Source organism: Sinorhizobium sp. Y406, assembly GCF_058732025.1.
Genome location: NZ_CM178975.1, coordinates 237,767 through 253,494, shown reverse-complemented (window position 1 = coordinate 253,494; position 15,728 = coordinate 237,767). Strand labels below are relative to the sequence as shown.

The following is a 15,728-nucleotide window of genomic DNA, read 5'->3' as shown; positions in this document are numbered from 1 at the left end:
GCGAAAGGGAACACGCGTGAACAACCGGGTTCTTTCCCTTGTCCTGAGCAGATTGCTCATTGCCCTGATCACGCTGGTGATCGTCTCGTTCGCCGTCTTCTTCGCGACGACGCTGCTGCCAGGCGACACGGCAACCATCCTGCTCGGCCAGGCTGCCACGCCGGAGGCCGTCGAGGGCCTGCGCAAGGCCATGCATCTCGACGATCCGGCGATCTTCCGCTTCCTGCGCTGGATCGTCGGTCTTCTGCAGGGCGATCTCGGCACCTCCTACGCCAACGAGATGCCGGTTGCCGATCTGATCTGCGGGCGCTTCATCAATACCTTGAAGCTTGCGGGCGTCACCGCGCTCTTCTCGGTGCCGATCGCGTTGACACTCGGCATCAGCGCCGCGATGCTGCGCGGCTCGCTATACGATCGCATAGTCACCGTGATGACGATCGGCGTTATCTCCGTGCCGGAATTCATGATCGCGACCTCCGCCGTACTGATCTTCGCGGTCTATCTGAAATGGCTTCCGGCGCTCTCTTTCGCCAACGAGATCCATAGCCTTTCCGATATGCTGCGCATCTACGCGATGCCGGTGATCACGCTGACCTTCGGTGTCTCGGCTCAGATGATCCGGATGACGCGGGCGGCGGTGATCGAGACGCTGAATACGCCCTATGTCGAGATGGCTCTGCTCAAGGGCGCCTCTCGCCCGCGAATGGTGCTGCGCCATGCACTTCCGAACGCATTGGGGCCGATCGTCAATGCGGTTGCCCTTTCGCTTTCCTATCTCCTCGGCGGCGTCATCATCGTCGAGACGATCTTCAACTATCCGGGCATCGCCAAACTGATGGTCGACGCCGTGGCGACCCGCGACCTGCCGCTGATCCAGAGCTGCGCCATGATCTTCTGCCTCGGCTACCTGCTCCTGATCACGACGGCCGACATCATCGCCATCCTTTCCAATCCGAGGCTTCGATGACCATGACCAGTTCCGAGACCACTTCCGAGCGGATGACCGGATCCCGGTTTGGATACCGCTTCAACATCGTCGGCATGATCGGTCTTTCGGTCATCCTCTTCTGGGCGATCGTTGCGATCTTCGCACCGCTGATCATCCCCTACCCGGTCGGCGAGATCGTCGACCTCGACTACTTCGGTCCGATGAGCGCCGACTTCTGGCTGGGCTCCGACTATCTCGGGCGCGACATGTTTTCGCGGATCCTGATGGGCGCCCGTTATACCGTTGGCATTTCGCTCGCCGCGGTGACGATCGCCTGCTTCAGCGGCGTCGTGCTCGGCATGATCGCGGCGGTCGCCGGTGGCTGGCTCGACACGGTGCTCAGCCGCTTCCTGGACGCGCTCAACTCCATACCGAGCAAGCTCTTCGGCCTCGTGGTGGTCGCCGCCGTCGGCTCTTCCATCCCCGTGCTGATCCTAACCCTGTCGGTGATCTACATTCCCGGTTCCTACCGCTTCGCCCGGGCACTCGCCGTGAACATCAATGCCATGGATTTCGTCACGGTCGCCCGTATCCGCGGCGAAAGCACCTGGTATCTCATTCGCTCGGAGATCCTGCCCAACATCGTCGGGCCGGTCCTGGCGGATCTCGGCATCCGCTTCGTGTTCATCGTGCTCCTGCTCTCCGGCCTCTCCTTCCTCGGCCTCGGCGTTCAGCCGCCCTATGCCGACTGGGGAGCACTCGTGCGCGAAAACATCGGCGGCCTGCCCTTCGGCGCACCGGCGGTGATGGCACCCTCCTTTGCAATCGCCAGCCTCACGATCAGCGTCAATCTGCTGATCGACAACCTGCCCAAGAAGATCCGCGATCGGAGCGAATGATGGCCAAGCTCGTAGAAATCCGCGACCTGAAAGTCGAAGCCACCACCGATTCCGGCCGCCGCGTCGAGATCATCAAGGGCGTCAGCATCGACATCGCCGAGGGTGAGATCGTTGCCCTGATCGGCGAGAGCGGCTCGGGCAAGACGACGATCGCACTGACGCTGATGGGCTATGCCCGTCCCGGCTGCCGCATCGCCGGGGGCCGCGTGTCGCTCGCCGGCAAGGACATGGTTACTCTCCCCGAAAAGCAGCGTGCAAAGGTCCGCGGCACTGAGGTTGCCTATGTGCCGCAATCCGCCGCCGCTGCTTTCAACCCCGCCGCCACCATCATGGACCAGGTGATCGAGGTCACCCGTATCCATGGGCTCATGCCGCCGGAGGAGGCGCGCAGCCGCGCGGTGGATCTTTTCCGAGCCCTTTCCTTGCCCGCACCGGAAACGATCGGCAGCCGTTATCCGCACCAGGTCTCCGGCGGACAATTGCAGCGCCTCTCCGCCGCCATGGCACTCATCGGCAATCCCAAACTGGTCATCTTCGACGAGCCGACGACTGCCCTTGACGTGACGACGCAGATCGAGGTGTTGCGAGCCTTCAAGTCGGTTATGAAGCAGGGGGGCATCGGCGGCGTCTATGTCTCGCACGACCTTGCCGTGGTTGCGCAGATCGCCGACCGTATCGTTGTCCTTAAGGGCGGCGAGGTCCAGGAAGCCGGCACCACTAAAGACATTCTCACGAACGCCAAACATCCCTATACGCGCGAACTGCTCGCCGCCTTCGAGCCGAAGCCACGCCAGGCCGCCCAAGCGGCTACCGCTCCGGCACCGCTGCTTGAGATCGAGGGCCTCGTTGCGGGCTATGGACAGACACAGGCTGACGGTCTGCCGCTCGTCCGTGCGGTCGAGAATGTCAGCCTAAAGGTCGAGAAAGGCCGCAATCTCGGCATTATCGGCGAGTCCGGCTGTGGCAAGTCGACACTTGCCCGCGCCATCGCTGGCATCCTGCCGGCGGCAGCGGGCAACATCGTGTTCGACGGGGTGACACTCGACCAGAACGCCCGCCAGCGCTCGCGCGAACAGTTGCGTGAGATGCAGATCGTCTTCCAGTACGCCGACACCGCGCTCAACCCGGCAAAGTCCGTCGAGGATATTCTTGCGCGTCCGCTGACCTTCTATCACGGCATGGGTGCCAAGGCGCGAAGCGCCCGCATCGACCAATTGCTCGACATGGTGCGCCTGCCGCGCAACCTGCGCCATCGCCAACCGGGCGAACTGTCCGGCGGCCAGAAGCAGCGCGTGAACTTCGCCAGGGCGCTCGCGGCCGATCCGAAGCTGATCCTCTGCGACGAGATCACCTCGGCACTCGATACCGTGGTTGCCGCCGCAGTCATCGAGTTGCTGAAGGAACTACAGCGCGAACTCGGCCTTTCCTACGTCTTCATCAGCCACGATCTTTCCGTGGTGGAGGCGATCTGCGACGAGATTGTCGTCATGTATGGTGGAAAGAAGGTCGAGGAAATCACTCCCGCCAAGGTCAAGGCGCCACAGCACCCCTATTCGCAATTGCTCTTCTCGTCCGTGCCGAAACTCGACCCAACCTGGCTCGACGGGCTCGAGCAGGACCCGGAGCTGGTGCGGGCCTATTGCGGGCGTTAGTCGGTCGGAACGCCCCTCATCCGCCTGCCGGCACCTTCTCCCCGCAAGCCGGGACGGTTCAGCGGGAGAAAAGCGGAAGCAGCGCGCTCCCTAGCCCTCTCCCCGTCTTGACGGAGAGAGGGCTGGTGAGGGGCGATTGACCAACTCGTCGCGAAACCTAAAGCCGAAACAAACTCGTCAGCGGCATGTGCGCCTTGACGATGGGCGACTTCAGCACGACGAAGCTGAAATATTTGTCGATGCCGACATCCATATCGGTCAGACGCTCCATGATGGTCTGGTATTCGCCGATGCCGGCTGCGACGAATTTCACCAGATAGTCATAGCCACCCGAAACCAGATGGCACTCGATCACCTGGTCCACCTTCTCGATTGCCGCCAGGAAACGGGCGAAGTCGATCTGCCGATGGTTCTTTAGCGTGATTTCGGTAAAGACGGTTAACGTCTGGCCAAGCTTGCCCACATTGATCTGCGCGGAATAGCCCTCAATATAACCCTCTGACTGCAGTTTCTTCACCCTCATCAGGCAAGGGCTCGGCGAGAGGTTGACCAGTTCGGCAAGCTCCACATTGGTGATGCGGCCATTCTTCTGCAATTCGTAGAGAATTTTTATGTCGATCCGGTCGAGCTTCATCCGTGTGCCTCCGCCTGGCAATAGGGGTCAACGTCGCAGCACATTATGCTGCCCTACTTCCCACGTTGACCTTAACACGTTGGTGTCACATGTCGATTTTGTTTCTTGCAATGCACCGAAGCAGAAAGGACTGCAGCCTCTCTGCAAGACGGAATTTTCTGCTGTCTAGGTCCAGCTCTCCAGCAACGCCTTAGGCGCAAAATGACTAGGCTGAACGTAAATGGAGACAATGCAATGCCCGCGCCGCTGAAACTCGTCGACACGACGCCCACCCTGCCTGCAGTTGCCGATGCGGTGGTGATCGGTGGCGGAATTGTCGGTGTTTTCACGGCCTACTATCTTGCCCGGCGGGGATTGAAGGTGGCCCTCGTCGAGAAGGGGCGGATCGGCGCCGAGCAATCCAGCCGGAATTGGGGCTGGTGCAGACAGCAGAACCGCGACGCCCGCGAACTGCCGATGGCGACGAAGAGCCTCGATCTCTGGGAGAGCTTCGCTGAAGAGAGCGGCGAGGATACTGGATTCCGGCGCTGCGGCCTCTTCTATCTGAGCGACAGCGAGGAGGAACTGGCCGGCTGGGCACGCTGGCGCGATTTTGCCCGCACCGTCGGCGTCACCACGCACATGCTCGACAGCGCCGAGGCAAGCGAACGCGGCCGCGCTACCGGCAAGCCCTGGAAGGGCGGCGTCTTTTCGCCCACCGATGGCACTGCCGATCCGGCGAGCGCCGCACCTGCGGTCGCGCGAGCGATCCTGAAGCTCGGCGGCACGGTTCATCAATCCTGTGCGGCCCGCGGCATCGAGCTCGAAGGCGGACGCCTGTCCGGCATCGTCACCGAACATGGCACCATCCACACGCAGACGGCCGTGCTCGCCGGCGGCGCCTGGGCCTCCTCCTTCTGCCGGCAACTCGGCATCCGCTTCCCTCAGGCCTCCGTCCGCTCGTCGATCCTGTCCGTCTCCCCGGGCGCTGCAAACCTGCCGGACGCGCTGCACACGGCCGCCGTCTCGGTGACACGTCGCGCCGATGGCGGTTACACGCTGGCCATCAGCGGCCGCGGCCGCGTCGATCCGACGCCGCAGCAAATGCGCTTCGCGCCGCAATTCCTGCCGATGTTCCTGCGTCGCTGGCGCAGTCTTGCACCCGGCGGCATAGAGGGTATCCAATCCGGTCACGAGGCCCTCGTCCGCTGGCGGCTGGACCAGCCTACGCCGATGGAGCGCATGCGCATTCTCGATCCGGCGGTGGACAAACGCACGATACGCCTGACCCACGCGCGTGCGCTCGAACTGCTTCCCCCCTTGAAGAACACCCATGTCACCGCGGCCTGGGCCGGCTATATCGACAGTACACCGGACGGTGTCCCCGGCATCGGGGAGATCTCAAGCATCCCCGGCTTCATCCTTGCGGCCGGCTTCAGCGGCCACGGCTTCGGCATCGGACCCGGCGCCGGCCACCTGATCGCGGACATCATCACCGGCGGCGAGCCGATCGTCGATCCCCGCCCCTATCACCCGGACCGCTTCCGCAAATCCGCCTGGGGCAAGGTCGCCGACTTTTGACAGCCATCAATCGGGAAAGACCAGTTGCACCTTGCAGGCTACCGAGCGATCGCCGGCCTGCTCAAAGGCGCTGGCCGCCTGTTCTATCGGAAACTCGTGGGAAATGATCGGTCTGACGTCGATGCGACGCGTCGCGATCAGGTCGACGGCGCGAGCGAATTCCACATCGAAACGCTGCGAACCGACAAGCCGCAATTCCTTGCCGACCAGCGCGCTGAGCGGGAGCACGATTTCGCCGGTTACGCCGACCTGGACGATCAGACCGTGCGGCTTGACCGTGGCGATCGCGCTCCGAAGCGCCGGCTCCGCGGCGGAACACTCGAAGGCGAGATCGAACTGGCCCTTTTCCGCCTCGAAGGGCGCAAGCGCCAACGGATCACGCCGGATGTTGAGGACGGTCGTCGCGCCCATTGCCATCGCTCGTTCGAGCGCGCCATCGGCGAGATCGGAGACGACGATCGTCTCGGCCCCGGCATGGCGGGCGGCGGCAATCACCAGCACTCCGATCGGCCCTGCGCCGGTGACGAGCACATGCTTGCCGACGAGATCGCCGGCCTGCGCGACCGCGTGAAGGCAGACGGCCAGCGGCTCCGAACATGCGGCTTCGCCCGCGCCGGCCAGGGTGCCAGCCGGAAAGCACTGGCTGGCCGGAACGACCAGCCAATCGCGAAACATCCCCTGCGCATGCGGCAGACGCATGGCGCTCCCCATGAACCGCATGTTCAGGCAATGAATGGGAGTATCCTCCCGGCAGAAGCGGCAGTTTCCGCAAGGCTGGCTCGGATTGACCGCCACGAGGGCGCCGATCGCAAGGCCGGACACGTTTGTCCCGAGCGCCGCGACATAGCCCGACGCCTCATGGCCCGGAATGATCGGTTCGCACACCCGGACGGGGCCAAAGCCGCCGTCCTGATAATAGTGCAGATCCGAACCGCAGATGCCGCCAGCCGCAATCTTCAGCAGCACCTCGCCTTCTCCTGGTTCGGCGAGGTCGGCGGTCTCCACCCGGAGATCGCGCTGGCCGTAGAGCCGCGCGAAGCGCGTGCGGATCGTCGCTCTCCCCATTAGCGCACGAGTCCCACCATGCCCGGCAGCCACAGGGTCACCGCCGGCACGAAGGTGATCAGCAATAGCGCGATGAAGAGCGGCAGGAGCCAGGGCAGGATCGCCATCGTCGTCCGTTCGACCGAGAGTTTGGCCACGCGCGACAGCACGAAGAGCACCATGCCAAGCGGCGGGTGAAGCAGGCCGATCATCAGGTTTAAAGTCATGATCAGCCCGAAATGGACCGGGTCGATGCCGAACTGCGCCACGAGCGGCAAGAGGATCGGCACCAGAATGGTGATCGCCGCGATCGTATCCAGGAAACAGCCGACGAACAGCATCAGCAGGTTGACCAGGATCAGGAAGACCCATTTGTTGTCCGTGATCGTCAGGATCGCCCCGGAGAGCATCTGCGCTGCCTGGCTCACCGTCAGCAGCCAGGCAAAGATGGAGGCGGCCGTGACGATGAACAGCACCGAAGCGGTTGTCTCGATCGTGTCGAACGTTGCCCGGGCGAGCGTCGACATGGTCATGCTCCGGTATCGCACCAGGCCGAGAAACAGCGACCAGAGGACCGCGGCAACGGCGGCTTCGGTCGGCGTGAACCAGCCCATAGTCATGCCGCCGATCAGGATCACCGGTGTCATCAACGCCATGACGGCGGAAAAGTCGAAATACCAATCGAGCGCGAGAAGCACCACGAGAGCGAGGCCAACAGCGACATTCATCGACAGGCCCGCTGACATCAAGAGGTAGATGGCAAGCGGCACCGAAAGAACGACGATGACCTCGAGAGAAGCCGACAACAATCGCTTGATCTCGAACGGCGTGTCCGACCCCCAGCCGCGTCGATAGGCAAAGATGGCGACCGTCAGCATCATCAGAGCGGTCATCACCACGCCCGGCACGATTCCAGCCATGAACAGCGCCCCGATCGAGACATTCGCCATCATGCCGTAGATGACAAACGGTAGGGACGGCGGAAATATCGGGCCCAGGGTCGCCGATGCGGCGGTAACGCCGACCGCCGCCTCAACCGGATAGCCGTGATCCTTCATCGCCTTGATCTCGATCGTACCGATGCCGGCCGCATCCGCCAGCGCCGTGCCCGACATGCCGGAAAAGATCACCGAGCCGATGATGTTGACCTGCGCGAGCCCGCCCTTCATCCAGCCGACGAGCGCCACGGCGAATGAATAGATGCGTCCGGTGACGCCGGCGGAGTTCATCAGGTTTCCGGCGAGAATGAAGAAGGGCACCGCGAGCAGCGGGAAGCTCTCGACGCCCGCGATCATCCGCTGTGCGGCGATGATGTCCGGCGCGACGTTGAAGAAAACGAGATAGAGAACGGATGCCACGGCCATGGAGATGGCGACGGGCACACCGATCACCATCAGCACCACAAAGGAACCGACAAGCAGAAGCATGGATCAGCCCTCGACTTTCTGAAATTCCTCCGGCTTCTCGAGAACCGAATAGCCGCGGCGTTGATTGGCGATGAAAACCTGGATGGAGCGGATTAGCATCAGCACGAATCCGGCCATGACGCTGTAAAAGACGATGTTGCGCGGCAGGTCGACAGTCACCATCCGTTCATGGGCGACGATCTCGACATAGCGCCACATCAGCCAGCAGGCATAGGCGAAGAAGCCGATCCGAACGAGATCGACGAAGATCGCCAAGCCGCGCGCCAGTGGGCGCGGCAGATAATGATAAAGCACGTCGACCTGAATGTGCCGCGAGACGCGAACGCACATGACCGAACCCAGGAAGACCACGCCAATCAGGCAATTGGTGGCGATCTCCTCTGTCCAGGCATAGGAGTCGTTCAAAACGTAGCGCGTGAAAAACTGCAGGAATACGCAAGCCGTCATAACCCAGAAGATGACGAATGTGATCCAATCCTCGAAGGCATAGTTCGAAATGTCGGCGGCTGGCGGCGCCTCGTCGAAGGAATGGGCAATCTCCTCCGGTGTCGTCTGCAAATGGATTTCTTGTGACATGGGCGATCATCCGGCGAGGGTGGACGGAATGCCGGCGGCGCCTACGGACCGCCGGCAAGCGGTTCACTTGACGGCGCGGATCGCTTCCCAGTCTTCCCTCCGGTAGCCGAAGTCCTCGAGCGCCACCTTGTCCACGACGTTCGCCTCGAAGTCGGCCTTGTCGACTTCGGTCACTTCAAGGCCGCGCTCCTTGAAAGTCGCGACGAGCCCGGCTTCGCGCTCCCCGATGATCTTTGTGGCGCGCTCGGCGGCTTCCTGCATGACCTCGGTGAAGATCTGCTTGTCCGCATCGGAGAGCTGCGACCACACGGATTTGGAGACGACCGTGTTCAGGTGATCGACGATATGACCCGTCAGCACGATATGCTTCTGCACCTCGAAGAACTTCTTTGCCTCGATCGTCGTCAACGGATTCTCCTGTGCCTCGACGGTGCCGTTCTGCAGCGCAAGATAGACCTCGGCAAAGGCGATCGGTGTTGTATTGGCGCCGCAGGCACGCGGCATGGCCAGGTAGGCCGGAACATCCGGAACACGCATCTTCAGGCCCTGCATGTCGGCACATTTGGAAATGGGCCTGTTCGACGTGGTGTGGCGCGTGCCATAATAGGTGACGGCGGTGATGTGGTTGCCGGAGGCGTCCTCATAGCCCTTGGCAAGATTCTTGAAGACATCGCTCTTCGTATAGGCGAGCAGATGCCCCGGATCGCGAAAGGTGTAGGGAAAATAGGTGACGCCGATTGGCGCATATTCGCGCGCGGCGAAGCTCGAGCCTGAAATGATGATATCGACCGTACCGAGCTTCAGGCCCTGGTTGAGATCGGCCTCCTTGCCGAGCTGTGAGGCCGGGAAGACGTCGATCTTATAGCGCCCCTCGGTGCGCTTGCCGATCTCCTCGGCCGCCCAGACGGATTCGGTGTGGAACGGCTCGGATGTCTCGTAGACATGCGCCCATTTGAGCGCCGTCTGGGCCTGGGCGGTGATGGCTGAAGCCAGAATAATCGCAGTTGCACCCAAAAGCAGTCTGACCTTCATCTTCCTTCTCCTCCAAAGTGAAGTCATTCGCGCAGACCGGGATGAGGAAAAGTGTACGCGGTCTTCCGCCTGCATCCCGCAATTCAAAGTGTCAGTGCTGTTTCCCCCCGGCACGCCTCCAGGCGGCAGGTACCTTGCTGTCGGCAGCTTCCTCTCCGAAACTGGCCGACAGGCGAAGTTGCGATTGGTCGAGATGTGCGCGCATGGCGGCGCGTGCTGCGGTCGGATCACCGGCGGCGATCGCGTCGCGGATCACGCGATGTTCCTCCATTGCGGCCCGCCATGTCTCCGTGTTCTCGAAATAGCTGGCGAGCTTCTCGAAATAGGGCGTCATGCGCATGTCATGGATGCTGCCGACGAAACGGTTCAGCGTTTGGTTGGCGATGATGCCTGATATGAGAATGTGGAACTCCCGGTCGATCGCCAGCGCCAGGCGACGATCCTCCAGGGCCGCGGCCATTCGCGTCAGATTGTCGTCGAGAATGGCGATATGCTCGGGCCGCGCCAGACGGGCTGCCTCCTCGGCGATCGCACACTCGACGACCGCCCTCGCCCTGAGCAATTCGAACGGGCCTTCGAAATCTTCCGGCGGCACATCGGGAGCCGGCGCCTGCCGGCCTGTGACATAGATGCCCGAGCCCATGCGAATATCGATGAAGCCTTCGACCTCGAGCACGATCAAGGCTTCCCGTATTGTCGGGCGGGAAACGCCGAATTTCTGCGCCAGATCACGTTCGGCCGGAAGCCGCGAACCGGGCGCGAGTTCGCCCCGTTCGATCAGGCCTCGCATCTGATCCGCCACCTGACGATAGAGGCGGCGCGATTCCACGGCAGAGAACATCATCGCTTCTCCGAGGCAGCCTTAGGCACAAAGCGGTTAGGTGGCCAGGTGGTCATACCAATCGACGCAAGAATACTGTTCACTGGGTCTGTGTCAATCAGTCAATTGTTAAAAGAGACGAAGCTCTCCCGCCGGGGCAAGTTTGGTTGCATATCCAAGACAGACGTCTTGGCCCTGTTCCAGACGACGCCGCTGAACGGGAAAGGAACCTTAATTTGAGCCAGTTCCCAAGTGCCGGCGAGAGCCCCCTCGGGCTCGGCTTTCCCGCAATCCCTGGCACGCGGATGGGTGGCGGCGGCTATGGTCGTGAGGCTTTCTGGCTTTGCGGCTGTTGCTTTCATAGCGCCTCTCAATCACCTCCCCATACACCTATCAGCATCTTGAGAAATCGCTCTGCCGCCGGCGACAAGGTGCCGCCGCGACGGCGAACCACGCCGATGGTACGCGATATCTCGGGATCGCCAATCGGGCGTGTGATCAAGAACGGATGGGCACCCTGCGGGGTCGCCATGCGCGGTAGCACCGAAATCCCGAGGCCGGCCTCCACCAGACCGAGGGAGGTGGACAGATGGGTCACTTCGTAGAACCAACGCAGTTTGATACTCGATTTTGCTAGCGCTGCGTCGAGCAGGGTTCTGTTGCCGCTCGACCGGTGAACCGTAATCAGATGGTAGGGCTCGAGGTCTGCCCAGTCGACTGAGGGTTTGGCTGCAAGAGGGTGATCCTTGCGCGCTGCAAGCACGAATGGGTCTTCCGCGAGCCGCTCAAAGGTCAGGTCCGGATCCGACGTGCCCATGATATTTATGCCGAACTCCACCTCCCCGCGTGCCACGGCTTGAAGACCGTCGGTCGCCGGCAAGTCGAGAATTCGAAAGCGGATGTTCGGATACTCCTCATTGAACTGGCGGATGACGGTAGGCAGGAAGTAGAACGCCGCGGTAGGGAGGCATGCGATCGTCACCAATCCGCCGCGATTAGGTCCAACGTCACGGACAGCAAACAGGGAGCCATCGAACTCCTCCAGCATGCGTCGGACAAGCGGCACGAGCTCTGTTCCGAGAGCCGTCGCGGAGACATGCCGGGTTGTCCGTTCCAAGAGGGGCGCTCCTATAACCTGCTCCAGTTTTTGAATGCGACGGCTCAACGCGGGCTGTGACAGATGCAGCGCATCGGCGGCGCGATGAAAGCTCTCCAATTCGACGACGCTCAGGAAGGCTCGAAGGTCAAGGATCTCGCAATTAATGCTCATCGTGCATCAATTCCCCGAATCTAAGCATTTCACAAATCAACGCTTCTTCCGATAATTGGATCAACGAACATCGATTGATACGTCGATGACATAATTCCGGTGGAAGCACAAGCGATGAACGACCTGCTGGCGATCCCTTGCGTTCTGATGAGAGGCGGCACCTCAAAGGGTCCGTTCTTCCTGGCGAGCGATCTTCCTGCGAATGCCAGCGAGCGGGACAAGATCCTGCTCTCCGTCATGGGGTCGGGTCACCCGTTGCAGATCGATGGCATCGGCGGCGGCAACCCGGTCACGAGCAAGGTGGCCATCGTCGGACCTGCCAGCCTTCCTGGCGCCGACGTGGATTATCTCTTTGCCCAGGTGCGGGTCGAGCAACAGATTGTCGACACCTCCCCGAACTGCGGCAATATGCTGGCTGCGGTGGGCCCGTTTGCCATCGAAGCCGGACTTGTTCCAGTCCGTGGAGAAACGACGCTCGTCCGGATCCATAACGTCAACACCGGCAAGCTGATCGAGGCCGAAGTTCCCACTCCGAACGGCAGCGTCTCCTATCTCGGTGAAGCTGCAATTGACGGCGTGCCCGGCGGTGCAGCCCCGATCGCGCTGACCTTCATGGACGCAGCGGGGGCTCGCACCGGACAGCTCTTTCCCACTGGCAAGCCAATCGACGTGATCGACGGTGTGTCTGTCACCTGCATCGACTGTGCGATGCCGATGATGTTGATCGAGGCGGACTCGATCGGCGCAAGCGGCTTCGAGTCAGCGGCTGAACTCAATGCTGATAGGGAATTGCTTGAACGGTTGGAAAAGCTGCGCATCGCGGCCGGCAAACGGATGGGCCTTGGAGACGTGCGCGATCAGGTAACGCCGAAGCCGGTGCTCATTTCCCGGCCAACGGCGGGAGGCGACGTCAGCGTGCGGTATTTCATGCCGCATCAATGTCACCCGTCGCTGGCAACCACGGGCGCTGTAGGGATCGCCACGGCCTGTATCAGCCAGGATACAATCGCCTCGCTACTGATCGGCCGGCGTGCCCCTCCAGTCGTGCTTTCCATAGAGCACCCGAGCGGCCACCTGGACGTCAAGCTCTACGAAAGAGACGGCACAGTCGTCGCCGGAATCCTTCGCACCGCCCGCCGGCTGTTCGAAGGACATGTTTTCGCAAAACCTGTCACGCAAATGGGTTGCGCGGCATAATGACCGTGGCCGCCGGGAGGGCGCCACCAACACGGAGGAAAATATCATGCGCAAGCTCATGCTCGCCCTCGCGGCAACCGTCGCCTTTGCCGGTTCGGCTCACGCGGATGCGGTCCGCATCAGCGTCGGCTCTTACAACCTCAACAATCTCCCGTTTCCGGTCGCCCAGGGGCTCGGCCTTTATGAGAAGGAAGGCCTGGAGGTGACCGTCGAAAACTTCGCATCGGGCGGGTCGAAGACGCTTCAGGCGCTTGTTGCCGGCTCGACGGATATCGCCGTCGGCTTCTACGATCATACGATCCAAATGCAGTCGCAGAAGAAGGCCGTGGTGGCGTTCGTGCAACTCGCCCGCAATTCCGGGCTCGTGCTGGCGGGCGGTTCGGGGAGCACTTTCGACCCGGCAAAACCAGAAACGATCAAGGGCGCGAAAGTCGGGATCACCTCGCCAGGCTCGTCTTCCGATTTCTTCGTCCGCTACTACCTGCAGCGCAACGGCTTGCCCGCGGACGCCGTCTCTCTGATCGGCGTCGGCTCCGGGTCTGCCGCCGTCGCGGCCCTTGAACAGGGCAAGGTCGACCTCCTCGTCAACTACGACCCGGCAGCGACCTTCATCGAGGCCAAGGGCGTCGGCAACATCCTGATCGACGGGCGCAGCGACGACGGTGCCAAGGCGATCTATGGCGGGATTTACCCAACCTCCGTCCTCTATGCCACACAGAGCTATATCGAGGAAAACCCGGAGACCATCCAGAAGGTCACGAATGCGACGGTCAAAGCGCTCGAGTGGATGAACAGCCACTCCGCGGAAGAGATCGTCGACACGCTCCCGAAGGAGTTCATCTCCGGCGATCGCGACACCTACATCAAGGCGGTAGAGAACGCGAAGGCGATCTTTTCAAAGGACGGACGTATCAACGAGGAAGATATCAAGACTCCGCTCGCCGTCTTGAAGAGTTTCAACGAAAAAGTCGCGGCGGCTGAAATCGATCTTACGAAAACCTACACGAACGAGTTCGTCGGCAAAGTCCGGAACGTCGCCGCCAACTGACAGGAGGAGGTCATGGCATTGGCCGTAGTGAAAACCGCAACCCCGATGGACAGTCCACATCAGGCAAAGCCGATGGTTTCCATCGACTCGGTCACCATGTCCTTCGGCGCCTATGTGGCGGTGAAGGACGTGAACCTGAGTGTCGCCGATGGCGAGTTTCTCGCGATCGTAGGGCCGACCGGCTGCGGCAAGAGCACGATACTCAATGCGATTGCCGGGCTGCTGAAGCCCGCAAGCGGCACGGTCGCGATCGACGGCCAGCCGGTGCGCGGAGTGCAGAACGACATCGGCTATCTCTTCCAGCAGGATGCATTGCTTCCCTGGAAGACCGCGCTCGAGAACGTGGAACTCGGCCCGATGTTCAAGGGTACGGGCGCTGCCGAACGGCGCGAGCAGTCGATGAAGTGGCTGGCGAAGGTCGGCCTGAAGGGCTTCGAGCATCGCTATCCCCATCAGCTTTCCGGAGGTCAGCGCAAGCGCGTTCAGATGGCGCAGGCGCTGATCACCGGCCCCAAGGTCATCCTGATGGACGAGCCCTTTTCGGCACTCGACATTCATACCCGCCACCTGATGCAGAATGAACTGTTGCGGCTTTGGCAGGAGGAACGGCGCGCCGTGGTGATGATTACGCACGATCTCGAGGAGGCAATTGCCCTCGGAGATCGGGTCGTGGTGCTTGCCGCCGGACCGCGCTCGCGCGTGATCGACAGCTTCCCCGTCGATCTCGAACGCCCGCGCGATGTCGCGGAAATCAAGCTCGATCCACGCTTCATGGATCTTTATCGCAACATCTGGTCATCGCTGCGCGGCGAAGTGGAGAAAAGCTATGAACGCCATGACTGAACGCCTCATCCAAATCGCGCTGCTGGTGGCAATTGTCGGCGGCTGGCAGCTCGGTGTCGCGGCCGGCGCCATCGATGTCTTCTTTTTCCCGGCGCCGCTCGACATCCTGAACCAGGTGGTATCCTGGGTACTGGACGCCAGCTTCTATAACCATGTGGCCATCACCCTCACGGAAACCGTGCTCGGCTATCTGGTCGGGACGGCACTCGGCGTGGCAGCAGGCGTCTGGCTCGGCCTCAGCCGTTCGGCCGCGCGCATTCTGGACCCTTTCATCAAGGGCTTGAACGCGATCCCGCGAGTCGTGCTTGCGCCGATCTTCGTGCTCTGGCTCGGCCTCGGTCTCTGGTCGAAGGTGGCGCTCGCCGTGACGCTGGTGTTCTTCGTCACCTTCTTCAACGCCATGCAGGGTGTCCGTGAAGTGAACCCGGTGGTGCTGTCGAACGCCCGCATTCTGGGAGCCAAACGGTCGGACCTGCTGCGCCACGTCTATTTCCCGGCAGCGGCAAGCTGGATCCTGTCTTCGCTGCGCACTTCGGTCGGCTTTGCCGTCGTCGGTGCGATCATCGGCGAGTATCTCGGCTCCTCCGCCGGGCTTGGCTATCTGATCGCTCAGGCGGAAGGCAATTTTGATGCGGTCGGCGTCTTCGCAGGCATCCTGATCCTCGCGATCTTTGTCCTGATCATCGACAGCATCCTCGACGTCGCCGAGAAGCATCTCATCAAGTGGAGACCGAGCGCTTCCGAGCGGCCTGCTTGACGAACGTTAGCGGCAATCGAGAAGCCTATTCACAAGCGTTC

The 15,728-nt window shown here is 61.7% G+C and carries 15 protein-coding genes; 8 read left to right on the top strand and 7 right to left on the bottom strand.

Going from position 1 to position 15,728, the window contains the following annotated elements; genetic code table 11:
- The first annotated feature begins 16 nt into the window (after nucleotides 1–16).
- The 3 genes from AC4P1R_RS18115 to AC4P1R_RS18105 are packed head-to-tail and all read left to right on the top strand — an operon-like array spanning nucleotide 17 to nucleotide 3,479.
- Nucleotides 17–967, top strand: a complete 951-nt coding sequence (locus AC4P1R_RS18115; protein WP_069460191.1) for an ABC transporter permease — start codon at nucleotides 17–19, stop codon at nucleotides 965–967.
- Entirely contained in the window at nucleotides 964–1,827 is an 864-nt protein-coding gene (locus tag AC4P1R_RS18110) for an ABC transporter permease (RefSeq protein ID WP_069460190.1), read from the top strand. The genes AC4P1R_RS18115 and AC4P1R_RS18110 overlap by 4 nt, the downstream gene beginning before the upstream one ends.
- On the top strand, nucleotides 1,827–3,479 hold the full coding sequence (locus tag AC4P1R_RS18105) for an ABC transporter ATP-binding protein (protein WP_492178393.1): 1,653 nt from the start codon (nucleotides 1,827–1,829) through the stop codon (nucleotides 3,477–3,479). The genes AC4P1R_RS18110 and AC4P1R_RS18105 overlap by 1 nt, the downstream gene beginning before the upstream one ends.
- Before the next feature lie 157 nt (nucleotides 3,480–3,636).
- Here the strand turns inward: AC4P1R_RS18105 and AC4P1R_RS18100 are convergent, their stop codons facing one another.
- Nucleotides 3,637–4,113 carry an Lrp/AsnC family transcriptional regulator gene (locus AC4P1R_RS18100; RefSeq protein WP_069460188.1) on the bottom strand — a complete coding sequence of 159 codons (477 nt, stop codon included), beginning with the start codon at nucleotides 4,111–4,113 and terminating at the stop codon, nucleotides 3,637–3,639.
- Nucleotides 4,114–4,347: 234 nt separating this feature from the next.
- Here AC4P1R_RS18100 and AC4P1R_RS18095 point away from each other — a divergent pair, with 234 nt between their 5' ends.
- The gene (locus AC4P1R_RS18095) at nucleotides 4,348–5,673 is read left to right on the top strand and encodes an NAD(P)/FAD-dependent oxidoreductase (protein ID WP_069460187.1); all 1,326 of its coding nucleotides are present in this window, start codon (nucleotides 4,348–4,350) and stop codon (nucleotides 5,671–5,673) included.
- Between the two features lie 6 nt (nucleotides 5,674–5,679).
- Here the strand turns inward: AC4P1R_RS18095 and AC4P1R_RS18090 are convergent, their stop codons facing one another.
- The 6 genes from AC4P1R_RS18090 to AC4P1R_RS18065 form a co-directional block, all read right to left on the bottom strand.
- Complete coding sequence (locus tag AC4P1R_RS18090; RefSeq protein WP_069460186.1) at nucleotides 5,680–6,738, bottom strand: L-idonate 5-dehydrogenase; 1,059 nt, start codon at nucleotides 6,736–6,738, stop codon at nucleotides 5,680–5,682.
- Entirely contained in the window at nucleotides 6,738–8,144 is a 1,407-nt protein-coding gene (locus tag AC4P1R_RS18085; protein ID WP_069460185.1) for a TRAP transporter large permease, read from the bottom strand. The genes AC4P1R_RS18090 and AC4P1R_RS18085 overlap by 1 nt, the downstream gene beginning before the upstream one ends.
- Before the next feature lie 3 nt (nucleotides 8,145–8,147).
- Nucleotides 8,148–8,720: a TRAP transporter small permease gene (locus AC4P1R_RS18080; RefSeq protein WP_069460184.1), complete on the bottom strand. Its 573-nt coding sequence runs from the start codon at nucleotides 8,718–8,720 to the stop codon at nucleotides 8,148–8,150.
- A 63-nt stretch (nucleotides 8,721–8,783) separates the two neighbouring features.
- Nucleotides 8,784–9,752: a sialic acid TRAP transporter substrate-binding protein SiaP gene (locus AC4P1R_RS18075; RefSeq protein ID WP_069460183.1), complete on the bottom strand. Its 969-nt coding sequence runs from the start codon at nucleotides 9,750–9,752 to the stop codon at nucleotides 8,784–8,786.
- 91 nt (nucleotides 9,753–9,843) lie between these two features.
- On the bottom strand, nucleotides 9,844–10,593 hold the full coding sequence (locus tag AC4P1R_RS18070; protein ID WP_069460250.1) for a FadR/GntR family transcriptional regulator: 750 nt from the start codon (nucleotides 10,591–10,593) through the stop codon (nucleotides 9,844–9,846).
- A gap of 349 nt (nucleotides 10,594–10,942) precedes the next feature.
- Entirely contained in the window at nucleotides 10,943–11,842 is a 900-nt protein-coding gene (locus AC4P1R_RS18065) for a LysR family transcriptional regulator (protein ID WP_069460181.1), read from the bottom strand.
- Between the two features lie 114 nt (nucleotides 11,843–11,956).
- Here AC4P1R_RS18065 and AC4P1R_RS18060 point away from each other — a divergent pair, with 114 nt between their 5' ends.
- Genes AC4P1R_RS18060 through AC4P1R_RS18045 form a run of 4 tightly spaced genes read left to right on the top strand, consistent with a single transcriptional unit; the run spans nucleotide 11,957 to nucleotide 15,687 of the window.
- A complete protein-coding gene (locus AC4P1R_RS18060; protein WP_069460180.1) occupies nucleotides 11,957–13,039 on the top strand; it encodes a 4-oxalomesaconate tautomerase in 1,083 nt (360 codons plus the stop codon).
- A gap of 46 nt (nucleotides 13,040–13,085) precedes the next feature.
- Complete coding sequence (locus AC4P1R_RS18055) at nucleotides 13,086–14,087, top strand: ABC transporter substrate-binding protein (RefSeq protein WP_069460179.1); 1,002 nt, start codon at nucleotides 13,086–13,088, stop codon at nucleotides 14,085–14,087.
- A 12-nt stretch (nucleotides 14,088–14,099) separates the two neighbouring features.
- Nucleotides 14,100–14,930: an ABC transporter ATP-binding protein gene (locus AC4P1R_RS18050; protein WP_069460178.1), complete on the top strand. Its 831-nt coding sequence runs from the start codon at nucleotides 14,100–14,102 to the stop codon at nucleotides 14,928–14,930.
- Nucleotides 14,914–15,687, top strand: coding sequence for an ABC transporter permease (locus AC4P1R_RS18045; RefSeq protein ID WP_069460177.1), 774 nt, complete (start codon nucleotides 14,914–14,916; stop codon nucleotides 15,685–15,687). The genes AC4P1R_RS18050 and AC4P1R_RS18045 overlap by 17 nt, the downstream gene beginning before the upstream one ends.
- Nucleotides 15,688–15,728: the final 41 nt, after the last annotated feature.